Raw genomic sequence first — 21,902 nt, 5'->3', positions numbered from 1 at the left:
ACCGCGATAGGTTGCCCTGTTGCTATCCACTTCAGGATGGGCGTTATTTTTTCAGGCTGGCGAGTTTCTGTTCTACGGCCGCGCACCACAGCACGGAATTGCGCGATGGCCAGGAGGTCGCAGGCAGTCGGCTTTCTACCGCCTGCTGCCACACCAGCGAACCGACTTCCACATCGCCCAACTGTCCGCGGGTATTCACCTGCATTTCAACCCAGACATTCCATTCCGGGCTGCGGCACGGGTATTCCGAGGCCGCAGCCACGCCGCTAACGCCGGTTGTCAGCAGTAACAGGGCGATGGCGGCAATCTTTGTTTTCATCCTTATCCTCTCAATCTTTCTGGGGCGCTGATTGGCCTGGTTGGTTCAGGGGCGGGCGGCGGCAGGCGGGCGGTAGAAGATTGCATAGCCGTGCCAGCTATCCCGTCGCACATGTTCGTTTTCCGTCAGGCTGACCACCCGGTAGTAAGGCATGCCGCGAGCGTTGGCCTGACGCTGTATTTCCCGTACCGCATCATCCAGACTGCCGCGTACATCGACCGAAACTGAACCGGTTTTTTCCAGCAGATAGCTCTGTTCTCTGGATATTTCGGCCGCCTGTTCCGCGGGCGGCGGCGGCGGGACCGGCTTACCGGCCAGCAACGTGCAACCGCTGATCAGCATCGACAACAGGGTGCTCAGCAACACTCGGTTCAACGGCGTAATGCTTAAGAGCCATGATGGGCGTGTCATTGGTGGTGTTCCGGTCAGTCCGGTACTGGGTGGATATAGTGTAACCCCTTGAGGCAGACAGGGATACCGCCGGCGTGTAACGGAGGATAACCCGCCTAAGCGGACCTCTGCCGGTAGCCGGCAGAGGTAATGAAGCGATCAGGAGTGGATGCGGAACACGCTGACCACATCGCTCAGATGATGGCCTTTTTCGCGTAGTCCCTGCGCGGTGCTTTCCGAATTCTGCACCAGCGAAGCGTTCTGGTTGATGGCCTGCCCAATCTGGTTGATGGCCACGTTAACCTGTTCAATGCCCAGCGACTGCTCGCGCGAGGCGATATCAATGTCGTTGACGATAGTGCTGACCTGCTGGATGCGATGCAGCAGATCGTCCATCACCGAACGGGTTTTTTCCGAGAAACGGTAGCCGGTTTCGATTTGATGCAGCGATTCGGCAATCAGCGCTTCGATTTCCTTCACCGCTGAAGAGCTGCGTTGGGCCAGCGAACGCACTTCGGCGGCAACCACGGCGAAGCCCTTGCCGTGCTCGCCGGCGCGTGAGGCTTCCACCGCCGCGTTGAGCGCCAGAATATTGGTCTGGAAGGCGATCGACTGGATGGTGGTGGTAATGTCGGCGATCTTCTGCGACGAGCGTTTGATTTCGCTCATGGTTTCCACCGAGTCCGTCACCGTGATGCTGCCGTTCTGCGCGGCGCTGGCGCTTTCCGCCGCCAGCCCTTTAGCGGCGGAGACGTTGTCGGCATTCTGTTTCACCGTCGAGGACAACTGTTCCATCGTGGCCGAGGTTTCTTCCACGCTGCTGGCCTGACGGGAAATCTGCTCGCTGATGTTGCCGCTGTCTTCGGCCAGCGCGTCAGTACCGGCGGCGATCTCTTCCGCGGCGTCGCGCACCTGAGACACCAGGCGGGTCAGGCCGTGGCCCATACCGTTGATGGCGTCCACCAGACGGCCGACTTCATCCTGGCTGTCGGTGGTCAGCGTCGCCTGCAGGTTACCGGCCGCGAACTGCTCCGCCACTTTAACCACTTCCTCCAGCGGCCGGCTCAGCCAGCGACGGGTAAGGTAGACAAAGAACACGGCGAACAGCACCACCAGCGCGATGCCGCCGCCCAGAAACAGATTGCGGATCGTGTTGATTTCCGCCAGCAGGCTGGCCTTGCTGATGGTGCCGATGACGACCCATTTCCACTGCGGCACGCTGCGATATACCATCACCTGGGTACGGTCATCGCCGCTCAGGCTGTTATCAGCGTATTCCAGCCTGCCGCCGTCGTTTTTCAGCACCTGCTGCAGAGCATCGCCAGACCAGTCCGGTTTTTGCCCGGCCAGCGACGGGTGCACCAGATAGGTGCCGGCCGTCGCGCCTGCCTTGCTGAGCACGATAAAGTGGCCGGTATCGCCGATACGCTTATCCAGAATGCGTTTTTGCATCTGGGCAAATTCTTTGCTGATATCAATCCCCACGAACAAAATGGCGATCACGCTGCCGCTGGCGTCGGTGACCGGTTTGTACTGGGTGATATATTGCTTGCCGAACAGTACCGCCAGGCCGCTGAAGGACTTGTTGCCGGAGACGGGCGCAAATGCCGGGCTGGCGCGATCCAGTTTGGTGCCGATGGCGCGCGAGCCGTCTTCCTTTTTCAGCGAGGTGGTGATACGCACGAAGTCGTCGCCGTCGCGCACGAAAATGGTGGAAATAGCGCCGGTACGGCTGAGAAAGTCGTCGGTGACGGCGGTGTTCATGTTGAGGACGGTATCGCCGGATTTCAGGGTCGGCGCGGTCGTGCCGCTGATGGGCAGACGCGCCTGATTGTCCACGGTAAAACGAGAAGGAAGAAAGCTGGCAAACAGATTGGTATAGCTGTCGACGCTGGCCTGCAGGCTGGTGTCGTACATGGCTATCATATCTGTAATACCCGTAACCTGACTTTCCATGTCATGCATTGTCAATGATTCCAGTTTTTCACCGGCCGAACGTGTCAGGCTGAGGCTGAATGCGATAAACAGCACGGCCACACTCAGGGAGGCGATAACTGAAAGTTTGACACCGAGGCTCCAGCGTCTAAAAGCAAGCTGCATGATAATTCTCTTTATTGTGAGACGTTATTAGGGGTGGTTAATGCCGTTAACGGCAAAAAAGTGCGAAATTTTACACTAACTGGTGCTTTTGTAACTAATTTGATCAAGATCATTGCGATCTATTTTTCTATGTGTCGATTGTTGTTGATGGTTAAATGATATACAGAATAATTGTAGGCGTTTTTTACGGTTTTACCTGTCAATCAACGAAGGAATGGAGGCAAGGATGGTAGAAATGGGAAGTGAGAATGTTTCAGGGATAGAGGTGTTGCATGCCTTTCCATCCGGCAGCCGAATGCGGCCGTTGCCAACCATTTTCTTCTTTCATGGCTATACCTCGTCGAAGGAAGTCTACGCGTATTTTGCCTACGCGCTGGCGAAGGCCGGGTTCCGCGTCATCGCGCCGGATGCGTTGATGCATGGCGCGCGGTTTGACGGCGATGAAGCGCGTCGCTGGCGCTGTTTCTGGGATATTTTCCTGAATAATGTCAGTGAATTGCCGCTCCATCTGGACTGGTGTCGGGAGCAGGGGCTGATTGACGGGGATCGGGTCGGGATTTGCGGCGCATCAATGGGGGGAATGACCGCGCTGGCTGCGATGACGCAATATCCCTGGCTGCGGGCTGTGGCCTGTTTTATGGGCTCCGGATACTTTTCATCGCTGTCGCAGACGCTGTTTCCGCCGGTCGCGCCGGAAGAGCCGGGCGCGCAGGCGCAGTTGCAGGCGCTGGCTGATCGCGTCGCGCCCTTTGATGTGCGTCATCAACTGGACAAGGTTTCCGACCGGCCGCTGCTGCTCTGGCACGGTCTGGCGGATGAGCTGGTGCCGGCGCAGGAGAGCGAACGACTGTACCGGGAGTTAACCGCTCGCCAGTCCCACCAGCATCTGACTTACCTGACCGAGGCCGGCATCGGCCACAAGATCACCCCGACCGCCCTGCAGGCCGGCGCGGATTTCTTCTCGCGCTCGCTTTGATTTACCCGCCTATGGCCCGCCAGCGGCGGGCTATTTCTCCTGACCCAGCCCCCTCATGATGGAAATCAGCGATATGGCTTGTTTTCCCGCGTGGCAGTCAGTACAATTGCGCGTCATTTTTTCAGCCGTACACACAACACGTTCCTTGCTTCCATGGGCCGCGGCTGACCCTGACAGGAGGCTGAATAATCCGTAAGGAGCAATTCGATGCGTCATTACGAAATCGTTTTTATGGTTCATCCTGACCAGAGCGAACAGGTTCCGGGCATGATCGAGCGTTACACCGGTGCTATCACAGCAGCGGAAGGCAAGATCCACCGTCTGGAAGACTGGGGCCGTCGTCAGCTGGCTTACCCGATCAACAAACTGCACAAAGCTCACTACGTTCTGCTGAACGTTGAAGCCCCGCAGGAAGTGATCGATGAGCTGGAAACTAACTTCCGCTTCAACGACGCCGTTATCCGCAGCATGGTTATGCGCGTTAAGCACGCGGTAACTGAAGCATCTCCGATGGTTAAAGCGAAAGACGAACGCCGTGAGCGTCGTGACGAATACGCTGAAGCCGATGATGATGCTGAAGTTGGGGATTCTGAAGAGTAATTGTTGTGGTGACGGTGAATCGACTGGAGCTGTCGGGCACGGTGTGCAAGACGCCCATTCGAAAAGTCAGTCCGTCGGGTATTCCTCACTGTCAGTTTGTGCTTGAGCACCGCTCAGTGCAGGAAGAAGCCGGACTCAGCCGACAAGCATGGTGCCGTATGCCCGTGATTGTCAGCGGACACCCGTCACAGGCATTTACCCACAGTATAACGGTCGGTATGCAACTCAGGGTTCAGGGGTTCATTAGTTGCCATCAAGGGCGCAATGGCCTGAGCAAAGTGGTGCTGCATGCCGAGCAGATTGAATTGATTGATTCTGGAGACTAGCCAAATGGCACGTTATTTCCGTCGTCGCAAGTTCTGCCGTTTCACCGCGGAAGGCGTTCAAGAGATTGACTATAAAGACATCGCAACGCTGAAAAACTACATCACTGAAAGTGGTAAAATTGTACCGAGCCGCATCACCGGCACCCGTGCAAAATACCAGCGTCAACTGGCCCGCGCTATCAAGCGTGCGCGCTACCTGTCTTTGTTGCCGTACACTGATCGTCATCAGTAATCGGCCACTGTCCATTAACGAGACTTTGAGAGGATAAGGTAATGCAAGTTATTCTGCTGGATAAAGTAGCAAACCTGGGCAGCCTGGGTGATCAGGTTAACGTTAAAGCGGGCTACGCTCGTAACTTCCTGGTTCCGCAGGGCAAAGCTGTGCCGGCAACCAAGAAAAACGTTGAGTTTTTCGAAGCCCGCCGCGCTGAACTGGAAGCCAAACTGGCTGACGTTCTGGCTGCTGCTGAAGCCCGCGCTGAGAAAGTCAACGCGCTGGCTTCCGTGACCATCGCATCTAAAGCGGGTGACGAAGGCAAACTGTTCGGTTCCATCGGTACTCGCGACATCGCTGACGCGGTCACCGCTGCTGGTGTTGATGTTGCCAAGAGCGAAGTTCGCCTGCCGAACGGCGTTCTGCGCACGCTGGGTGAGCACGAAGTAAGCTTCCAGCTGCACAGCGACGTATTCGCCAAGCTGAACGTCGTGGTTGTTGCCGAGTAATTTTTACTTCGGTTGACCACAACAGGTAAAACGCTGGCCTTGTGCCAGCGTTTTGCATTGGTAAGTCGGTCAAAGCGGCCTATCATCAACGTGTGTATCACTGAACGACATACGAGATGAGCGAGCTGGTCCAATTGATGCGTGTCTATGATGCGCAGCCTCCTTTTTCTTCCCCCACGTTTCTGGTCGATCGGCTGTGGCCGCGCGGCATCGCCAAAATCCGTCTACCCGACGTCGTCTGGCTTAAAGACGTCGCACCCAGTCATGAATTGCGCCGCTGGTATCATGCTAACCCAGTAGAGTGGGAAACATTCGTCGGGATGTACCGCGCGGAGCTGAGTCAGCACACTGCGTGGCAGCCGCTGGCGGCGTTACTGCGTCAGTCGCAGCCGATAACCCTGCTGTATGGCAGCCGGGATACGGAACGGAATCATGCGGTGGTGTTGCGTGATTTTTTGATAGAACAGGCTGCGCTTAGCGAACGCGAATGAAGGAACCGTCCTGCTGGCGAACGAACTGCACCTGCTGACCGTCCGGGGTGTCGATCTCAAGCTGGCTCACCATACCTTGCGTATTGAGCTGCAGCTGGACTTTCTGCCCGGTCCGCAGATTGCTGAGCGGCTTGCTTTGCCCCTCCACCTGCGCCATGGCGAAGACATCGTTGACGGGAAGGTTGTTGTCGCGAAACAGCTGGGCCAGCGTCTGGCCGGACGCGATCTGATAGGATTGCCAGGTGGCGCCAGACGTCGCCGGGCGCGGCGTCTGGCTGGCGGTGGCTGCAGGAGCCACCAATTGCGCCTGTATCGGCGCGGTCTGCGAGCTGAGCGGCACGTCCACCTGACGGGAAGGCGCGGGGGCTGGGGGGGATACCGGCCACAGCAGCACCAGCAACAGCAAACACAGCAAAATCAAAATACAACGACGGTGAAAATAGGGCAGCGGTTCCATCCAGCTGAAATCATCCGGCAGATGCCAAAGCGTTCGCAGCCAGGGTTGCTGTCTGCGATGTCTGCGGCGTGGAGCGGGGTCCGGGGTAACCGTCTCCGTCTCGTCTGCGCTTTCTTCCGGTTCACCGGGAATTTCCTTGCGTCGACGCCATTGGGCCAGCCAATTCTGGCAGGATTGCCATAGCGTCAGGTGATTCCAGGTGGATTGCTTTCTCCTGGGCGCGATTCTGCCCATGGTGACCTCTCTTAGAACCGTATAAAGGTGAAACAGCTTAATTATATCGGTAATCAAGGACAGATAACCAGTTAAGGTCATCGTCATTGGGTTCCGACGCCGCAAACATGAGCGGTTTGACGCTGTGCCGGCCGGCAACACGGCGAGATCGCGACAGAACGTTTTACCCTCAACCGACTCGCTGCTATGCTGCGCTTTCGTATTTTACAGATTAAAGGAACATTCATGACAACGCCTTCTTATGACAGCGTCGAAGCGCAGGCAAGCTACGGCATTGGCCTGCAGATTGGTCAACAACTGCAGGAATCTGGTCTGGAGGGGTTGATCCCCGATGCGCTGGTAGCGGGTCTGTGCGATGCGCTGGAAGGAAAAGCGCCTGTGGTGCCGGTTGATGTGGTACATCGCGCGTTGCGTGAAGTGCATGAGCGGGCGGATGCGGTGCGTCGTGAGCGTCAGCGTGAGCAGGCGGCGGAAGGCCAGCGCTTTCTGGAAGCCAACGCTAGTAAAGACGGCGTCAGCAGCACCGAGACCGGCCTGCAGTTCCGTGTACTGACGCAGGGCGAAGGCGCTATCCCGGCGCGTCAGGATCGGGTGCGGGTTCACTACACCGGCCGCCTGATTGACGGCACCGTGTTCGACAGCTCGGTGCAGCGCGGCCAGCCGGCGGAATTCCCGGTTAGCGGCGTGATTCCTGGCTGGATCGAAGCGTTGACGCTGATGCCGGTCGGTTCGAAGTGGGAACTCTATATTCCTCAGAATCTGGCGTATGGCGAACGTGGCGCGGGTGCGTCCATCCCGCCGTTCAGCACGCTGATTTTTGAAGTGGAACTGCTGGAAATCCTGTAAGTTTCCCTGCCGGGGACGTCGTGACCCGGCATACTTTTCTCTGACCTATCATGGTGTTAGCCGCATCGGCCTCATTGCTTTCATCCCTGCTGATTCCGTGTCGTGTAACCCGTCGATACACCTCGTAAAGGCGGTCTGACGATTGCCTCGTTATGCTGACGTCGATAAGCGTCGCCAAACCTGAATTGCTTTCCTGAAGGTATTAATATTTAGCCATTTTCTGATAGCGGCTCATGGCGGCGCGCCGTATAAGTGAGTCATCCGCCGCATCGCGGTGAAGCAGAGGTTAGCATTATGATTAAGCCACTTTTATTAGGTGCCATTATGACGGGTGTACTGTTGTCGGCGATGCCCGCCGCACAGGCCGACAGCCTGAGTCTGGCGCTGCCGGGTGTGTATCTTCACATCGGCGATCGTGACGATCGTGGCTATTACTGGGACGGCAATCGTTGGTGCGATCCCGACAGCTGGTATGAGCGTCGGCACCATCATGCCCGCCAGGTTTATTACTACGCACCGCCACCCCCGCCACGCGTTGTGGTGATTGAACGCCCGCAACCGGTTTACGTTGTCCCTGCCGGACCACGCGGTCCGGGGCCTGGCCCGGGGTGGGGCGGCTGGGGCCATCATGGCGGCGGCCCGCGCTGGTAAGCCGGGCGGCCGATAACGAAAAGACAAAAACCGCGCTAAAACGGCGCGGTTTTTTTATGGCGGCGGGCGCGGTGTGATGGATAGGCGCTGACGGATAACGCCAATTACTCGCCCCGCAGTGCCCGTGGGAACAGCTGGTTATTTTCCAGATGAATGTGCTCCATCAGGTCGTCGATAAACTCGTTGATGCCGGTATACAGCGCCCGCCAGGTGGTGCAGGCATTAGCGGGCGGCGTAACGTTGTTGGTGATCGTTTTGACCACTTCCAGTTGCTGACCGGCGTCATCATGTTCGTGTTCCATCATCGAAATCGGTCCGCCGGCTTGCGCGCCCATACCGGACTGAATCATCGGGAACAGGATCCGTTCTTCTTTCATCATGTGCTGCGCCAGATCGTCGTGAATCAGCATCAGTTGATTGGTCAGTCCGTGCGGGCAGGCTGGTTTATCGTGGTGCACGCGTTCCACTTTTTCGGCCATGCGGATCAGTTCCGGCAACTGCTCACGGTGACGATCGTGGAAACGGCTGATGATGTGTTGGATCATCTCGCTCAGCGAGGCCTGCTGCCAGTCTTTCTCCGTTGACGGCTGCGCCGCCAGATCGGCCAGGCGTGATTCCAGTATCTCGATATCCAGCGCCTGTTTGCTGGCGGCGCGCAGCAGCGTCTGTTTGCCGCCACAGCAGAAATCGAGGTTGAATTCACGAAACAGCGCGGTGGCGCGAGGGATGGTGATGGCCAGTTCGCCTAATGATTGGTCGCGGTAATGCATGATGGGTACCCCTGAACGGTGTAATTTATAAAATGTATTTTAAATGCATCTTTTAAAATTAGCTATCCCTAAAAAGGATTACGATGGCGAATGCGGGGGAGACGAAAAAAAACCGCGCCGTGGGAGCGCGGTTTGATAGGGTTACTGTTTTTGCAGGTCCAGACGGTAGACGGCAAAGCCGATGTCATCGTTACCTACCAGCGTTAGCGGGTACTGCGATTTTTCCTTGATGAAGGCAGCCGCTTTCGGCGACGGCGATGTTTCCACCCGGATATCCAGCGGGGTATCGCTGACAATTTTTGCCAGACGCCAGTTGTTGTCCGCGGCTGGTTTTACCTCGCCGGCTTTTTTCGTTTCGGCGCTGATATAGGCGGCCAGCACCGCGCGGTTTTCATCCGGCGAGGCGAACGCGACCTGTTTTTCGCCAGTGCCGGCGAATTTCTCGCCGTAGGCGCGGTAGTTGTTGGTGGCGATCAGGAACGTGGCCTGCGGATCGATGGGTTTGCCTTTGAAGGTCAGATCCTTGATGCGATGCGCATTGCCGTTGATCAACTGGCACTCGCCGTCGTAGCGGGCGGGCTGGGTGACGTCGATCTGATAATTCACGCCGTCAATAACGTCAAAGTTGTAGGTGCGAAAGCCTTCCCAGTTGATGAGCGACTGCGGCTCGCGTTTGTGCGCGTCAATCTGGTTGAACTGACCGGCGGAGCATTCCAGCCATTCCCGTACCTGCTCGCCTTTAACTTTTACCACTACCAGCGTGTTGGGGTAGAGATAGAGGTCGGCGGCGTTACGGAAGGTCAACTGGCCTTTTTCCACTTCCACGTAGCTGGCCGGGTCGTTCTTGCGGCCGCCCGCTTTGAACGGCGCCGCCGCCGACAGCACCGGCAGTTCGGCTAAATCCGGGTCGCCCTGAATAAAGTGCTCGACGTACGCGGTCTGCGCGTTGTTGACAATCTGCACCGTCGGGTCGTCCTGAATCAGCGACAGGTAGCTGTACATATTGTCGGAAGCTTTGCCGATCGGCTTACTGACGAACTCGCGGGTTTTCTGATGGGCGTCCGACAGCACGTTGACCAGTTGCGGGTCTTCCGCCGCCAGCGATTTCTTCTGCGCTTTGTCGTAGATCGGGCGGGCTTCCGCCTTACCTTCGGTCACTTTCCACTGGCCGCTGTCGTTGTTCAGTACCAGATCCACCACGCCGAGATGGTCGCCCCACTGGCCGGGCATCACGGCGGGAACGCCGTTCAGCGTGCCTTTTGCGATATCGGCGCCTTTGATGCTGGCGAAATCCTTGCTCGGGAATACCGCGTGGGCGTGGCCGAACATAATGGCGTCAATACCGGGGATTTGGCTTAAGTAGTAGACCGAGTTTTCCGCCATCGTTTTGTACGGCTCCGCCGACAGGCCGGAATGCGGTATGGCAACCACCACGTCCGCCCCCTGTTTGCGCAGTTCCGGCACCCATTTTTTCGCGGTTTCGGTAATGTCCGCTACCGTAACTTTGCCGCTTAGGTTAGCTTTGTCCCATACCATGATTTGCGGCGGCACGAAGCCGATATAACCAATGCGCAGCTCGTGGGATTTGCCGTCGCGGTCTTTCACCGTTTTCTTTTCGATCAGGTAAGGGGTAAACAGCGGTTTGCCGGTTTTCGCGTCCAGCACGTTGGCGTTGATATACGGGAAATGGGCGCCGGCCAGCGCGTTGTGCAGGTAGTCCAGCCCGTAGTTGAATTCGTGGTTACCGATATTGCCGACCGCATAATCCAGCGTGTTCATCGCCAGATAGACCGGGTGCACGTCGCCTTTCTGCAACCCTTTGGCGGCGGCGTAGTCGCCCAGCGGGCTGCCCTGAATAATGTCGCCGTTGTCCACCAGCACGCTGTTGACGGCTTGCTGACGGGCGGCCTGAATCAGGCTGGCGGTACGGACCAGTCCGAATTTATCCGTTGGACTGTCTTTATAGTAGTCATAGTCCATCATATTGCTGTGAAGATCGGTGGTTTCCAGCACCCGTAAATCGACGGTGGCTGCCTGAGTGGCGTTAGCGATGGCTATCGCGAGCAGGCTCAGCACCAGCTTATGCTTCATAAAGGTCGCTCCTGTGACGAGGTATTAACATGGCGGCGCCTGCGCAGTCGGGCGGTTGTCCGGCAATGGCGGCGCGGCCAAAATGTGTATCGCAGATTTTGATGAATATCGTGTTAAATATCAGCTGGAAGTGTGAAGCATGGCATATACCCGTCATACTTCAAGCTGCAGGTGCGTTGGCTTTCCTCTCTCACCCCAGTCACTTACTTGAGTAAGCTCCTGGGGATTCGTTGCGTCGCCGCCTTCCTGCAACTTGAATTATTTTGGGTATAGAATTCCGGGGCAGACATAAAAATGGCCCGGTGCGTGCGCTGTCGCGGCACCTGACACATGGCCTGTACGTATAATGAGGTGAAACGATGTTAGAACAGATCTGCCAACTGGCGCGTGAGGCGGGAGACGCCATCATGCAGGTTTATAACGGTCAGCAGCCGCTGAACGTGGCGCTAAAGAAAGACGACTCGCCGGTGACGGCCGCCGACCTGGCGGCGCATCAGGTGATTGCGCGTGGATTGGCCGAACACTACCCCGAGACTCCGATGCTGTCGGAGGAGGACCCGCAGGCGTGGTCCGAACGTCAGCACTGGCAGCGTTACTGGCTGGTGGATCCGCTGGACGGCACCAAAGAATTTCTCAATCGCAACGGCGAGTTCACCGTCAATATCGCGCTGATCGATAACGGCAAACCGGTGCTGGGCGTCGTATACGTGCCGGTGACCGGGGTGATGTACGCCGCGGCGGACGGCAAGGCCTGGAAGGAAGAAGGCGGGAAACGCCGCGCCATTCAGGTAAAAGACGCCAGACCGCCGCTGGTCGTGGTGAGCCGCTCTCACGCCGATGCGGAGCTGGACGATTATCTGCGACAGTTGGGCGAACACCAGACCGTGTCCATTGGCTCGTCGCTGAAGTTCTGTCTGGTGGCGGAGGGCAAGGCCCAGCTTTATCCGCGTTTTGGGCCGACCAATATCTGGGATACCGCCGCCGGGCACGCGGTGGCGCTGGCCGCCGGCGCGCAGGTGCATGACTGGCAAGGGCGCTCGCTCTCTTATCTGCCGCGCGAATCCTTCCTGAATCCGGGCTTTCGCGTTTCACTGTTCTGATGCCTTTTCCGGTCGCTCCGGCCGGATTTTTCCTGATGATAGCCACGGCAGGCGATAGGCCTGCCGTGCTCTTCCCGCCTTCCCGTTTTTATCTTTATGCCGCTGGCGGCGCACTGTCGTTTTTTGGTCATATTTTCACGGTAGATTGGCGGCCGTTGATGCGGTTACCGTCGCGTATGTGAGTTTGCGGCATATCGCACATACGGCAATAACTTGAAGGTTTATACTGATTTAAAAAGTATGGCATTAGTCTATTCGGTAAAAATATGTAAACGCCGTAAATAATTCTGTCATTGCGGGAACTAACCGCAGGATAAGGACACTAACCAGTTGTACGTGATTGCCGTGCTGAACATCATCCGACCCTAATTGGGAACGGGTAGCGCAGTGGAAAAAAAACGGGAGGAGAGGAAGACGATGAGGATCTTCGAACGTTACAACCCCCTGAAGGTCGCCAAGTATGTGAAAATCCTGTTTCGTGGAAGACTCTACATTAAAGGGATTGGCGCTTTTGAATTTGATCAGGGCCGCATTCTGTTGCCCAAAACGCAGGATAAACAGCATCTGGTGGTGATGTCCGAAGTCAACCGTCAGGTACTGAAGTTGCAGGCTGAATTGGGTTGAAGGAACTCGCCCCCTGCGACAGGAAAACGGCCCGTTAACGGGCCGTTGTTATTTGTTGGGGTTGTACTCTTTGTTGAAGTTAGTGCGCGAAGCGGCTTATGCCGGATGCGTTTCAGCGTTGAGCGCCGTTTTTTCTTCCAGCCGTGTGACCAGCAGCTGGTCGATCTTGTAGCTGTCGATATCCACCACTTCGAACTTATACCCGGCGTAGCGAACAAAATCGGTGCGTTTGGGGATTTTACGCAGCGTGTACATCATGAACCCGCCGATGGTTTCGTAATTGTCGGAGTGGGGGAACTCATCGATGCTGAGTGCACGCATGACATCTTCTATCGGCGTACCGCCATCGACAAGCCAGGAGTTCTCGTCACGGGCGACGATCTGCTCTTCCAGCCCCTGCCCAACCAGGTCGCCCATCAGCGTGGTCATTACGTCGTTAAGGGTGATAATTCCCACCACCAGCGCGTACTCGTTGAGGATCACCGCGAAGTCTTCGCCGGCGGTTTTGAAACTTTCCAGCGCTTCCGACAGCGTCAGCGTGTCCGGCACGATCAGCGCCGGGCGAATCTGTACGCCGCTGGTCAGTTCCAGACTCTGATTGCCCAGCACCCGGTTCAGCAGATCCTTGGAATCCACATAGCCGACAATCTGATCGATGGTGCCGTTGCACACCAGAAACTTGGAATGCGGCTGGTGCGCGATTTTCTCTTTGATCTGCGTTTCATCTTCATGCAGGTCGAAATAGACCACGCTTTCGCGCGAGGTCATTGAAGAGGGCACGGTGCGCGACTCCAGTTCGAACACGTTTTCGATCAGCTCATGTTCCTGTTTACGCAGTACGCCGGCCAGCGCGCCGGCTTCCACCACCGCATAGATATCGTCGGGAGTGATGTCTTCTTTACGCACCATCGGCAGCTTGAACAGCCGGAAAATCAGGTTAGCCAGACCGTTGAACAGCCAGACCAGCGGGCGGAACACCAGCAGACAGAAGCGCATGGGGTTGATGATCCGAATGGCTATCGCTTCCGGGGCAATCATACCAATGCGTTTCGGCGTCAGGTCGCCAAACAGGATGAACAGGCTGGTAACCAGCACAAACGAGCAGATAAAACTGGCGCGGGCGACCATGTCCTGCGGCAGAAAGCTGGCAAACAGCATTTCGAAATAGGGCGAGAAGGCGGCGTCGCCGATGATACCGGCCAGGATGGCGACCGCGTTGAGGCCGATCTGAATCACGGTGAAGAAAATGCCCGGCGTTTCCTGAAATTTCAGTACCAGAGCAGCGTTCAGGTCTCCTTCGTCGGCCATCAGCTTCAGTTTGATCTTGCGTGAAGCGGCCAGCGATATTTCAGACAAAGAGAAAAACGCACTGATGGCGATAAGACATAAAATAATTAACAGACTGTTTAACATAGTTTTTTCGCACAGTCGTCACGGACGGCGAACCTCTGAAAGGGAATAACATTATGGGTGCGGCATCGCCGCAACAGGGGCCGGAAGCCGGCCCGTGGTCGCCCAGTATAGCAGGCGAGGTTAAATCGCCGCCAGTTTCACCCCTGCGGGGGCAGGCAAACCCCGATGCCGCCCAGCCCACAATAGCCGTTCGGGTTCTTGTGCAGGTATTGCTGGTGCTCGTCTTCGGCGTAGTAAAACGGCCCGGCGGGCTGGATTTCCGTGGTGATGTCGCGGTTCTCGCCCGCATCGCGCATGGCCTGCTGGAAGCGCTGGTAGCTCTCTTTCGCCGCGGTTTCCTGCTCCGGGGTTAACGTATAGAGAGCGGAACGATACTGCGTACCGATGTCGTTGCCCTGTCGCATGCCTTGCGCCGGGTTATGATTTTCCCAAAACAGTTGCAGTAACTGCGGGTAACTCACCACCGCAGGATCAAACACTACCCGCACGGCTTCCGCGTGGCCGGTTTTGCCGGTGCACACTTCCCGGTAAGTGGGGTTGGGGGTATAGCCGCCGCAATACCCGGACGCAGTGCTGTACACCCCGGACTGTTGCCAGAACAGCCGTTCCACGCCCCAGAAGCAGCCCATGGCGAAGATCGCCACCTCCATGTGATCCGGCACATGGGTCATGGAATGCTGATTCACCACATGCAGACGGGCGACCGGCATCGGTGTGGTGCGGCCCGGCAGGGCGTCCGACTGGCCGATCAGCTGTGTCTTATCAAAATTCGCTATCACGTTTGGCTCCTGATTATCACCCTGTGTTTCATACTTTCAGAGCATAACCGAGTTAATGCGCTCTGTCTTTATGGCGAAATAGCACGGCAATATGACAGCGATGCTGGCGTCGGGCGGCGCGTTGCAACGATAGGCGCACGTATGGTCAGCATCCGGAGACCGTCAGACCTGCCCGTCGACTGGCGATGTCCGACATCAGCGATGGGGGTTTTCAGGGCGATAGCGTTGTCTGCATGGCGACGACTATCTATAGTTAACAACACCGTTACAGGCATACTTGTCTGTGGTTAATCAGAAAATACGTCGATTCTGCTGACACTGCCGGGAAGTTAAGTGACAATTTTTATCAGGACAAAAAACAAATTTTGCCGTCGCGGCGTCATGTTCTGCCGCATGTTGGGACTCGGAAGTCTGCTGCTGATGGCGGCGCCGGCGCTTGCCGCATCGAACGTGCGCCTGCAGCTCACCGGGCTGGAGGGCGAACTGCAGAAAAATGTACGTGCCCGTCTTTCCACCATCACGCCAGATGAAGTCAACGCCGATGGCCGTTTCCGCGCCCGGGTCGATGAAGCGATCCGCAAAGGGTTGCGCGCGCTGGGTTACTACGACCCGGAGGTCCGCTTTGAGTTTATCCCGGCGCAGGGGCGCGGCCGTCCGGTGCTGAAGGTGACCGTCAAGCCGGGGGAACCGGTGAAAATCGCCGGCTCCAGCATTGCCATTCGCGGCGGCGCGCAGAGTGATGAAGACTATCAAAAACTGGTGAGACAGCATCGCCCCGCCGAAGGCAGTATCCTCAATCACGGCGCTTACGATGATTTCAAAAGCGAACTCGGCACCCTGTCGATGCGAAAGGGGTACTTTGACGGCCGCTTCAATAAAAGCCAACTGGGCGTGATGCCGTCCACCCATCAGGCCTGGTGGGATATTGACTACGACAGCGGCACGCGTTATCGCTTCGGCAAGGTCAACTTTCGCGGTTCCCAGATCCAGTCGGCTTATCTGTACAATCTGGTGCCGTTTCAGGAGGGCGATGTTTACTCTGCGGAACAGTTGGGGGAGTTTAACCGACGTCTGTCCGCTACCGGCTGGTTCAATTCGGTGGTGGTGGCGCCCGATTTCGAACAGGGCCGCCAGAGTAAAGTGCTGCCGCTGGATGCGGTGCTGACGCCGCGCACCCGCAACAGCGTGGAAACCGGTGTCGGCTACGCCACCGATGTCGGGCCGCGGCTGAAAACCACCTGGAAAAGACCCTGGGTCAATTCTTACGGCCACAGCCTGGAAAGCAGCCTGAGTTTGTCCGCGCCGGAGCAGCAACTGGATCTGAGCTACAAGATTCCGCTGCTGAAAAGTCCGCTGGAGCAATACTATCTGGTGCAGGGCGGTTTCAAGCGCGAAGATCTCAATGACACCCAGTCCGACTCGACGTCGCTCAACCTGGCGCGTTACTGGGAGCTGTCCAGCGGCTGGCAGCGGGCGGTCAACCTGCGCTGGACGCTGGATCACTTTACCCAGGCCAACGTCACCAATACCACCATGCTGATATACCCCGGTCTCAGCTTTAACCGTACCCGGCAGAGGGGCGGGCTGATGCCCGACTGGGGCGATACCCAGCGCTATTCGGTGGATGTCTCCAATACCCTGTGGGGCTCGGATATCGATTTTGCGGTGTTTCAGGCCCAGAACGTCTGGATCCGATCGCTGGCGGAAAAACACCGCTTCGTGGCGCGCGCCAATCTGGGCTGGATTGAAACCGGCAGCTTCTCCCGCGTACCGCCGTCGCTGCGTTTCTTCGCCGGCGGCGATCGCAGTATTCGCGGCTATAAATACAAGTCCGTTTCTCCGCGCGACAGCGACGGCAAACTCACCGGGGCCTCAAAACTGGCAACCGGTTCGCTGGAATACCAGTACAACGTCACCGGGAAATGGTGGGGCGCGGTCTTTGTGGACAGCGGCGAGGCCGTCAACGATCTGGCGCGCACCAACCTCAAGACCGGTGCCGGCATCGGCGTGCGTTGGGCGTCGCCGGTGGGGCCGATCAAATTCGATATCGCCCGGCCGATTGGGGATGACGACAAACACGGATTGCAGTTTTATATCGGGCTGGGGCCGGAGTTATGAGCAGGATGAAAAAAGCCGGAATTGGCCTAATGGCTGGCGTACTGGCGTTGTTGCTGGCGGTGGTGTTGCTGGTGACCACGACGCCGGGGTTGCATCTGTTACTCAGCGCCGCCGTGCGCTGGGTGCCGGGGCTGGAGATAGGGCAGGTCGAGGGCGGCTGGCGCGATTTGACGCTGAAAGCGGTACGCTATCAAATGCCCGGCGTGACCGTGCAGACGGACAATTTGCATCTGGCGCTGGCGCCGGATTGCCTGTGGCGCAGCCAACTGTGTCTGGACGACCTGTCGTTGCAAAATCTGACGGTGGCGATCAATACCAGCGATATGCCGCCTGCTGAACCCGAGCCGGTGACGCAGGCGGCGCCGGTGACCGAAATCAGCGCGCCGGTGGCAGTGCTGCTGCGCCGTGTAAACCTGAGCAACAGCCGTATTATTGTCGATGGCGCCGATGTGTCGCTGTCGTTGCTGCAAACCGGCCTAAACTGGCAGGGGCGGTCGCTGACGCTGCTGCCGACGCAGGTATCGGGCCTCACCGTGGCGCTGCCTGCCGCCCCGAAAACGCCGTCCACGCCGCCGGCGACTGCGGGTAAACCGCAACCGCTGGGCGAGACGCTGCGCACCCTGTTTGCCGCACCGCTGTTGCCGGCGATGCCTGAATTTACGCTGCCGCTGGATATCACCATCGCCGATTTGCGCGGCGAGTCGTGGCAGATTCTGGGCGGCCAGCCGGTGACCCTTTCCCGTTTTCAGTTGCAGGCCGCTACCCGGCAGCAAACACTGACGTTGCAACAGCTGACGGTGCAGTCGCCGCAAGGCGCGCTGTACGCCCACGGCGAGGCCCGGCTGGCCGGCGACTGGCCGGTAACGCTCAACGTTAACGGCATTCTGAACCGCGACCCGCTCAAAGGCGAACGGCTGCGACTGACGGCCGAAGGCAGTCTGCGTCAGCAGTTGCGGCTGGCGATGAACCTGTCCGGCCCGCAGCGGGCGCAACTGGATATCCAAACCGCGCTGGCCGAGCCGGGACTGCCTTTGAATATCAGCCTGCACAGCCCGCAACTGCGCTGGCCGCTGACCGGCGACGCCCAATATCAGTTCAACGACGTACAACTGAACATCGGCGGCAAAGCCACCGATTACTCGCTGGCCCTGCGGGGCGATATTCGCGGCCGCGAGTTACCGCCCGGCACGTTGACGCTGGAGGGCAACGGCAGTGAGCAGCAGTTCGCGCTGACGCGATTGCGGCTGGCCGCGTTGCAGGGCACGGCGGATATCACAGGCCAGTTGGACTGGCGCGATGCAATCAGTTGGAACAGCAAACTGACCCTGAAAGGCATCAATACCGCACAGCAATGGCCGGAGTGGCCGGCGCGGCTGGAAGGATCGTTGACCACCCGCGGCAGTCTGGCGGGCGAGACGTGGCAACTGGACGTGCCGCAGCTGGCGCTGGACGGGCAGGTACGGCAGAACAAGGTGATGGTCAAAGGGGCGCTGAGCGGCAACGCCGGCGGCCAGTGGTCGATTCCAGGCGTGACGCTGGCATTGGGGCGTAACCAACTGACGCTGCAGGGTGAGCTAAGCGACCAGTGGCGGCTGAACGGCGATATCAACGCGCCGTCGCTCAACGGGATTCTGCCGGGTCTGGGCGGGCAGGTGATGGGGAAATTGCGACTGAGCGGCAAACGCGACGCGCCGCAGTTGCAGACGGAAATCAATGCCACGGCGCTGCGCTGGCAGGAACTAAGCCTTGGCAAACTGACACTCAATGGCGATGTGCAGTCGGATAAACAGGTGCACGGCACGCTGACATTGCAGCTACAGCAACTGGCGCAGGGCGACCTGCGTCTGGCGTCCCTGAATGTGCGCGCTACCGGCGACGAAAACCAACACCAGTTGCGGTTGACCATGAACGGTGAGCCGATAGGCGGTCAGTTGTTGTTGAGCGGTCATTTCGACCGTGCGCAGCAGCGCTGGCAGGGGGAACTCAGCGATACGCGCTTTGAAACCCCGGTCGGCGAGTGGCGGCTGGCGCCGGCGATGTCGCTGGTTTATCAGGCGGCGGCGCAGAAAGTCACGGTGGGCGCGCATTGCTGGCGTAACCCGGATGCCGAGCTGTGCGTGCCGCAGCCGATCGAGGCGGGCGCCAGCGGCAAGGCGAGCGTCAATCTGAACCGGTTTAATCTGGCGATGCTGAAACCCTTTATCGGCCAGCAGACGGCGGTCAACGGCACGATTACCGGCAACGCTCAGGTTAGCTGGCAGGCAAACGGCGGTCTGCCGGAAGCCCACGTCGCGCTGGCCGGCAATGGCGTAACCGTGCGTCAGCAGGTACAGGGCGGTACGCTGCCGGTGGTCTTTGATACGCTGACGCTGGAGGCCGGGTTGCAGCGAGGGCAGGCGCGGCTGGCATGGCTGATGGGGATTCAGGGCAATGGCCGTTTTCGGGGCGATGTACAGATTGCCGACCCGCAGCGACGCCGTAGCCTGAGCGGTACGGTGACGTTAAACGCGTTGTCGCTCGATCTGCTGCGGCCGATTCTGCGCCAGAACGAGAAGGCGGCCGGGGTCGTTAATGCCGATCTGCGGCTGGGGGGCGACCTGCAACGCCCGCAGGTGTTCGGGCAGATGACGCTGGATAATCTTGACGTGGACGGCAGTTGGATGCCGGTGGATTTGACCAGCGGGCGGCTGGCGCTGTTGTTCAACGGCATGTCGTCGACGTTGCAGGGCGTATTTCGCACCACGCAAGGGCAGATTAATTTGGCGGGGAACGCCGACTGGTCGGTGCCTGAAGCCTGGCGGGCGCGCATCGCCGTCAACGGCGACCGCATGCGGGTGACGGTGCCGCCGATGGCGCGACTGGATGTGTCGCCGGATATTGTGTTCGAGGCGACGCCGCAGTTGCTGACGCTCAACGGCACGGTGACGATCCCCTGGGCGCGAATCGTAGTGCATGACATGCCGGCCAGCGCGGTGGATGTGTCGTCGGATGAGGTTATTCTGGATGAACGGCGACGCCCGATGCCGACCGCCGCCAGTTCGATTCCGATTGCCAGCAACCTGATCGTGCGGGTGGGCGATGATGTCTGGCTCGACGCCTATGGCCTGCGCGCCCGGCTGAGCGGCGATTTGAAAGTCACGCAGGACACGCAGGGGCTGGGCCTGAACGGCCAGATTTCGATGCCGGAAGGGCGTTTCAAGGCGTATGGTCAGGATCTGCAGGTGCGCAAGGGACAGTTGCTGTTCTCCGGCCCGCCGACGCTGCCGGTGCTGAATATCGAGGCGATCCGCAATCCGGACAATACCGCAGACAGCGTGACGGTCGGCGTGCGGGTAACTGGCACGGCCACCGCGCCTAAGCTGGAAGTGTTCTCCGACCCGACCTTATCTCAGGAAGAGGCCTTGTCCTACCTGTTGCGCGGCCAGGGACTGAACAGCAGCGGAACGGATAGTTCGATGATGACATCGGCCCTGATCGGTTTGGGGGTTGCACAAAGTGGTCAAGTTGTGGGTAAAATCGGCGAGGCCTTTGGCGTAAGCAATTTAGCTCTGGATACACAGGGGGTTGGCGACAAATCGCAGGTGGTTGTCAGCGGTTACGTCCTTCCGGGCCTACAGGTCAAGTATGGTGTCGGCCTGTTCGATTCATTGGCAACGTTAACCTTACGTTACCGTTTAATGCCAAAACTATATCTGGAAGCGGTGTCTGGTGTGAATCAGGCGCTTGATGTGCTCTATCAGTTCGAGTTTTAGCAATGCGAATTATTGTCTACGGCAGTTTACGGCGCAAACAGGGAAACAGTCATTGGATGACCAACGCTCAGTGGTTAGGGGATCATCAGCTTGAAGGGTATGAGCTGTACGATCTGGGACACTACCCGGCGGCGGTTGCAGGCAAAGGAGAGATTTACTGCGAAGTGTACCGCATCAGTTCGTCTATTCTGACCGAATTGGATGAACTGAAGCGGGGAGACGGCGTTTACCAGCGTGAGCTTATCGCCACGCCTTTCGGCAGCGCCTGGATCTACCTGTATCAGCGCCCGGTTACCGGTCTGCGCCGCATCGCCAGCGGCGACTGGTTGAAGCGTAACGAAGAGCAGTAAAAAAAACACCGCCTCGGCGGTGTTTTTGTTTCTGGCATTGCCGGTTCGCGCGTGCTGCAACCGGTAGAATAGCCTTATTTATTTTTGGCGCGTTCGAAAGACGTCAGGATTTCAGCTTTCGCGGCGGCGGCGTCGGCCCAGCCGTCCACTTTCACCCATTTGCCTTTTTCCAGGTCTTTATAGTGCTCGAAGAAATGGCCGATCTGGGCGCGCAGCAGCTCCGGCAGGTCGTTCACGTCTTTGATGTGATCGTACTCTTTGCTCAGTTTGGTGTGCGGTACCGCCACCACTTTAGCGTCTTCGCCGGATTCGTCGGTCATTTTCAGTACGCCAACCGGACGGCAGCGGATCACTGAACCCGGCTGCAGCGGATACGGGGTCGGCACCAGAACGTCAACCGGGTCGCCGTCCAGAGACAGCGTGTTGTTGACGTAGCCGTAGTTGCACGGATAGAACATGGCGGTAGACATAAAGCGGTCTACGAACAGGGCGCCGGTTTCCTTGTCCACTTCGTACTTGATCGGATCAGAGTTGGCAGGGATTTCGATCACTACATAGATATCTTCCGGAAGGTCTTTGCCCGCCGGTACCGTATTCAAACTCATGTCGGTTTCCTTCTTCTTCAAACCAGAATGGAGTGGCGCTCATTATAGCCAACTGATGGCGAAAGTCGTGATTTTTTAGGCCGGGCGCATTGCGTCTGTTTGCCGGTTGCCGTACCGGATTCCCATAAGCCTAATCAATGGAAATTAAATAATTAATCTAATTAAAGAACAACGGCAGGATTCCGAT

The 21,902-nt window shown here is 58.0% G+C and carries 22 protein-coding genes; 13 read left to right on the top strand and 9 right to left on the bottom strand.

Annotated features, from left to right (window positions below):
- Positions 1–43: 43 nt before the first annotated feature.
- The 3 genes from DXXMK7_RS17040 to DXXMK7_RS17030 form a co-directional block, all read right to left on the bottom strand.
- The gene (locus tag DXXMK7_RS17040) at positions 44–319 is read right to left on the bottom strand and encodes a hypothetical protein (protein ID WP_038920102.1); all 276 of its coding nucleotides are present in this window, start codon (positions 317–319) and stop codon (positions 44–46) included.
- A gap of 45 nt (positions 320–364) precedes the next feature.
- Positions 365–730: a biofilm peroxide resistance protein BsmA gene (bsmA, locus tag DXXMK7_RS17035; RefSeq protein WP_038920101.1), complete on the bottom strand. Its 366-nt coding sequence runs from the start codon at positions 728–730 to the stop codon at positions 365–367.
- Positions 731–868: 138 nt separating this feature from the next.
- Positions 869–2,809: a methyl-accepting chemotaxis protein gene (locus DXXMK7_RS17030; RefSeq protein ID WP_038920100.1), complete on the bottom strand. Its 1,941-nt coding sequence runs from the start codon at positions 2,807–2,809 to the stop codon at positions 869–871.
- A 226-nt stretch (positions 2,810–3,035) separates the two neighbouring features.
- Between DXXMK7_RS17030 and yjfP the strand changes: the two genes are divergently transcribed.
- From yjfP to DXXMK7_RS17000, 6 genes are all read left to right on the top strand, one after another.
- Positions 3,036–3,785 (top strand): esterase, encoded by a 750-nt coding sequence (yjfP, locus tag DXXMK7_RS17025; RefSeq protein WP_038920099.1) that lies wholly within the window; start codon positions 3,036–3,038, stop codon positions 3,783–3,785.
- A gap of 207 nt (positions 3,786–3,992) precedes the next feature.
- Positions 3,993–4,385, top strand: a complete 393-nt coding sequence (gene rpsF, locus DXXMK7_RS17020) for a 30S ribosomal protein S6 (protein ID WP_012768533.1) — start codon at positions 3,993–3,995, stop codon at positions 4,383–4,385.
- Positions 4,386–4,390: 5 nt separating this feature from the next.
- On the top strand, positions 4,391–4,711 hold the full coding sequence (gene priB, locus DXXMK7_RS17015; protein ID WP_038920098.1) for a primosomal replication protein N: 321 nt from the start codon (positions 4,391–4,393) through the stop codon (positions 4,709–4,711).
- A gap of 4 nt (positions 4,712–4,715) precedes the next feature.
- On the top strand, positions 4,716–4,943 hold the full coding sequence (rpsR, locus tag DXXMK7_RS17010) for a 30S ribosomal protein S18 (protein WP_000135199.1): 228 nt from the start codon (positions 4,716–4,718) through the stop codon (positions 4,941–4,943).
- Between the two features lie 41 nt (positions 4,944–4,984).
- A complete protein-coding gene (gene rplI / locus DXXMK7_RS17005; RefSeq protein ID WP_033569210.1) occupies positions 4,985–5,434 on the top strand; it encodes a 50S ribosomal protein L9 in 450 nt (149 codons plus the stop codon).
- A 116-nt stretch (positions 5,435–5,550) separates the two neighbouring features.
- Positions 5,551–5,925 carry a DUF488 domain-containing protein gene (locus DXXMK7_RS17000; RefSeq protein ID WP_038920097.1) on the top strand — a complete coding sequence of 125 codons (375 nt, stop codon included), beginning with the start codon at positions 5,551–5,553 and terminating at the stop codon, positions 5,923–5,925.
- Here DXXMK7_RS17000 and DXXMK7_RS16995 read toward each other — a convergent pair.
- Positions 5,909–6,616 (bottom strand): LysM-like peptidoglycan-binding domain-containing protein, encoded by a 708-nt coding sequence (locus DXXMK7_RS16995; protein ID WP_038920096.1) that lies wholly within the window; start codon positions 6,614–6,616, stop codon positions 5,909–5,911. The genes DXXMK7_RS17000 and DXXMK7_RS16995 overlap by 17 nt on opposite strands.
- A 225-nt stretch (positions 6,617–6,841) precedes the next feature.
- On the opposite strand from DXXMK7_RS16995, the gene fklB reads away from it, so the two are divergent.
- The gene (gene fklB, locus DXXMK7_RS16990) at positions 6,842–7,462 is read left to right on the top strand and encodes an FKBP-type peptidyl-prolyl cis-trans isomerase (protein WP_038666118.1); all 621 of its coding nucleotides are present in this window, start codon (positions 6,842–6,844) and stop codon (positions 7,460–7,462) included.
- Positions 7,463–7,756: 294 nt separating this feature from the next.
- A complete protein-coding gene (locus DXXMK7_RS16985) occupies positions 7,757–8,113 on the top strand; it encodes a DUF2502 domain-containing protein (protein ID WP_038920095.1) in 357 nt (118 codons plus the stop codon).
- A gap of 104 nt (positions 8,114–8,217) precedes the next feature.
- On the opposite strand, the gene ytfE is transcribed toward DXXMK7_RS16985, so the two are convergent.
- Positions 8,218–8,883 (bottom strand): iron-sulfur cluster repair protein YtfE, encoded by a 666-nt coding sequence (gene ytfE, locus DXXMK7_RS16980; protein ID WP_038666120.1) that lies wholly within the window; start codon positions 8,881–8,883, stop codon positions 8,218–8,220.
- 141 nt (positions 8,884–9,024) lie between these two features.
- The gene (locus tag DXXMK7_RS16975) at positions 9,025–10,974 is read right to left on the bottom strand and encodes a bifunctional 2',3'-cyclic-nucleotide 2'-phosphodiesterase/3'-nucleotidase (RefSeq protein WP_038920094.1); all 1,950 of its coding nucleotides are present in this window, start codon (positions 10,972–10,974) and stop codon (positions 9,025–9,027) included.
- Positions 10,975–11,333: 359 nt separating this feature from the next.
- On the opposite strand from DXXMK7_RS16975, the gene cysQ reads away from it, so the two are divergent.
- Both cysQ and DXXMK7_RS16965 read left to right on the top strand, forming a co-directional pair.
- On the top strand, positions 11,334–12,074 hold the full coding sequence (cysQ, locus tag DXXMK7_RS16970; RefSeq protein WP_038920093.1) for a 3'(2'),5'-bisphosphate nucleotidase CysQ: 741 nt from the start codon (positions 11,334–11,336) through the stop codon (positions 12,072–12,074).
- A 417-nt stretch (positions 12,075–12,491) separates the two neighbouring features.
- Positions 12,492–12,698: a DUF1107 domain-containing protein gene (locus DXXMK7_RS16965; RefSeq protein WP_012768543.1), complete on the top strand. Its 207-nt coding sequence runs from the start codon at positions 12,492–12,494 to the stop codon at positions 12,696–12,698.
- Positions 12,699–12,794: 96 nt separating this feature from the next.
- On the opposite strand, the gene DXXMK7_RS16960 is transcribed toward DXXMK7_RS16965, so the two are convergent.
- Positions 12,795–14,111: a hemolysin family protein gene (locus tag DXXMK7_RS16960; RefSeq protein ID WP_038920092.1), complete on the bottom strand. Its 1,317-nt coding sequence runs from the start codon at positions 14,109–14,111 to the stop codon at positions 12,795–12,797.
- A gap of 137 nt (positions 14,112–14,248) precedes the next feature.
- Positions 14,249–14,887 (bottom strand): peptide-methionine (S)-S-oxide reductase MsrA, encoded by a 639-nt coding sequence (msrA, locus tag DXXMK7_RS16955; protein ID WP_038921109.1) that lies wholly within the window; start codon positions 14,885–14,887, stop codon positions 14,249–14,251.
- Positions 14,888–15,271: 384 nt separating this feature from the next.
- Between msrA and DXXMK7_RS16950 the strand changes: the two genes are divergently transcribed.
- From DXXMK7_RS16950 to DXXMK7_RS16940, 3 genes are read left to right on the top strand one after another with little or no spacing between them, the layout of a single operon-like run.
- Positions 15,272–17,008: an autotransporter assembly complex family protein gene (locus DXXMK7_RS16950; protein ID WP_123130523.1), complete on the top strand. Its 1,737-nt coding sequence runs from the start codon at positions 15,272–15,274 to the stop codon at positions 17,006–17,008.
- Positions 17,005–20,760 (top strand): translocation/assembly module TamB domain-containing protein, encoded by a 3,756-nt coding sequence (locus tag DXXMK7_RS16945; RefSeq protein ID WP_038920090.1) that lies wholly within the window; start codon positions 17,005–17,007, stop codon positions 20,758–20,760. Before DXXMK7_RS16950 ends, DXXMK7_RS16945 begins: the two co-directional genes overlap by 4 nt.
- Before the next feature lie 2 nt (positions 20,761–20,762).
- On the top strand, positions 20,763–21,110 hold the full coding sequence (locus tag DXXMK7_RS16940) for a gamma-glutamylcyclotransferase (protein ID WP_038920089.1): 348 nt from the start codon (positions 20,763–20,765) through the stop codon (positions 21,108–21,110).
- A 74-nt stretch (positions 21,111–21,184) separates the two neighbouring features.
- Here DXXMK7_RS16940 and ppa read toward each other — a convergent pair whose 3' ends face one another.
- Positions 21,185–21,715, bottom strand: coding sequence for an inorganic diphosphatase (gene ppa / locus DXXMK7_RS16935; protein WP_038666134.1), 531 nt, complete (start codon positions 21,713–21,715; stop codon positions 21,185–21,187).
- Between the last annotated feature and the right edge of the window lie 187 nt (positions 21,716–21,902).

This window comes from Dickeya sp. MK7, assembly GCF_000406305.1.
Lineage (GTDB): Bacteria > Pseudomonadota > Gammaproteobacteria > Enterobacterales > Enterobacteriaceae > Dickeya > Dickeya fangzhongdai.
This window is presented reverse-complemented; position numbering and strand designations above follow the sequence as displayed.

Bases quoted from the DNA above. Each gene is read 5' to 3' on its own strand.
- DXXMK7_RS16975 (WP_038920094.1), bottom strand. From the start codon at position 10,974: ATGAAGCATAAGCTGGTGCTGAGCCTGCTCGCGATAGCCATCGCTAAC.
- DXXMK7_RS16945 (WP_038920090.1), top strand. From the start codon at position 17,005: ATGAGCAGGATGAAAAAAGCCGGAATTGGCCTAATGGCTGGCGTACTG.
- DXXMK7_RS16995 (WP_038920096.1), bottom strand. From the start codon at position 6,616: ATGGGCAGAATCGCGCCCAGGAGAAAGCAATCCACCTGGAATCACCTG.
- rpsF (WP_012768533.1), top strand. From the start codon at position 3,993: ATGCGTCATTACGAAATCGTTTTTATGGTTCATCCTGACCAGAGCGAA.
- ppa (WP_038666134.1), bottom strand. From the start codon at position 21,715: ATGAGTTTGAATACGGTACCGGCGGGCAAAGACCTTCCGGAAGATATC.
- DXXMK7_RS17040 (WP_038920102.1), bottom strand. From the start codon at position 319: ATGAAAACAAAGATTGCCGCCATCGCCCTGTTACTGCTGACAACCGGC.
- DXXMK7_RS16965 (WP_012768543.1), top strand. From the start codon at position 12,492: ATGAGGATCTTCGAACGTTACAACCCCCTGAAGGTCGCCAAGTATGTG.
- DXXMK7_RS16950 (WP_123130523.1), top strand. From the start codon at position 15,272: ATGTTCTGCCGCATGTTGGGACTCGGAAGTCTGCTGCTGATGGCGGCG.
- yjfP (WP_038920099.1), top strand. From the start codon at position 3,036: ATGGTAGAAATGGGAAGTGAGAATGTTTCAGGGATAGAGGTGTTGCAT.
- cysQ (WP_038920093.1), top strand. From the start codon at position 11,334: ATGTTAGAACAGATCTGCCAACTGGCGCGTGAGGCGGGAGACGCCATC.
- DXXMK7_RS17000 (WP_038920097.1), top strand. From the start codon at position 5,551: ATGAGCGAGCTGGTCCAATTGATGCGTGTCTATGATGCGCAGCCTCCT.
- rpsR (WP_000135199.1), top strand. From the start codon at position 4,716: ATGGCACGTTATTTCCGTCGTCGCAAGTTCTGCCGTTTCACCGCGGAA.
- DXXMK7_RS16985 (WP_038920095.1), top strand. From the start codon at position 7,757: ATGATTAAGCCACTTTTATTAGGTGCCATTATGACGGGTGTACTGTTG.
- rplI (WP_033569210.1), top strand. From the start codon at position 4,985: ATGCAAGTTATTCTGCTGGATAAAGTAGCAAACCTGGGCAGCCTGGGT.
- fklB (WP_038666118.1), top strand. From the start codon at position 6,842: ATGACAACGCCTTCTTATGACAGCGTCGAAGCGCAGGCAAGCTACGGC.
- DXXMK7_RS17030 (WP_038920100.1), bottom strand. From the start codon at position 2,809: ATGCAGCTTGCTTTTAGACGCTGGAGCCTCGGTGTCAAACTTTCAGTT.
- DXXMK7_RS16940 (WP_038920089.1), top strand. From the start codon at position 20,763: ATGCGAATTATTGTCTACGGCAGTTTACGGCGCAAACAGGGAAACAGT.
- bsmA (WP_038920101.1), bottom strand. From the start codon at position 730: ATGACACGCCCATCATGGCTCTTAAGCATTACGCCGTTGAACCGAGTG.
- DXXMK7_RS16960 (WP_038920092.1), bottom strand. From the start codon at position 14,111: ATGTTAAACAGTCTGTTAATTATTTTATGTCTTATCGCCATCAGTGCG.
- ytfE (WP_038666120.1), bottom strand. From the start codon at position 8,883: ATGCATTACCGCGACCAATCATTAGGCGAACTGGCCATCACCATCCCT.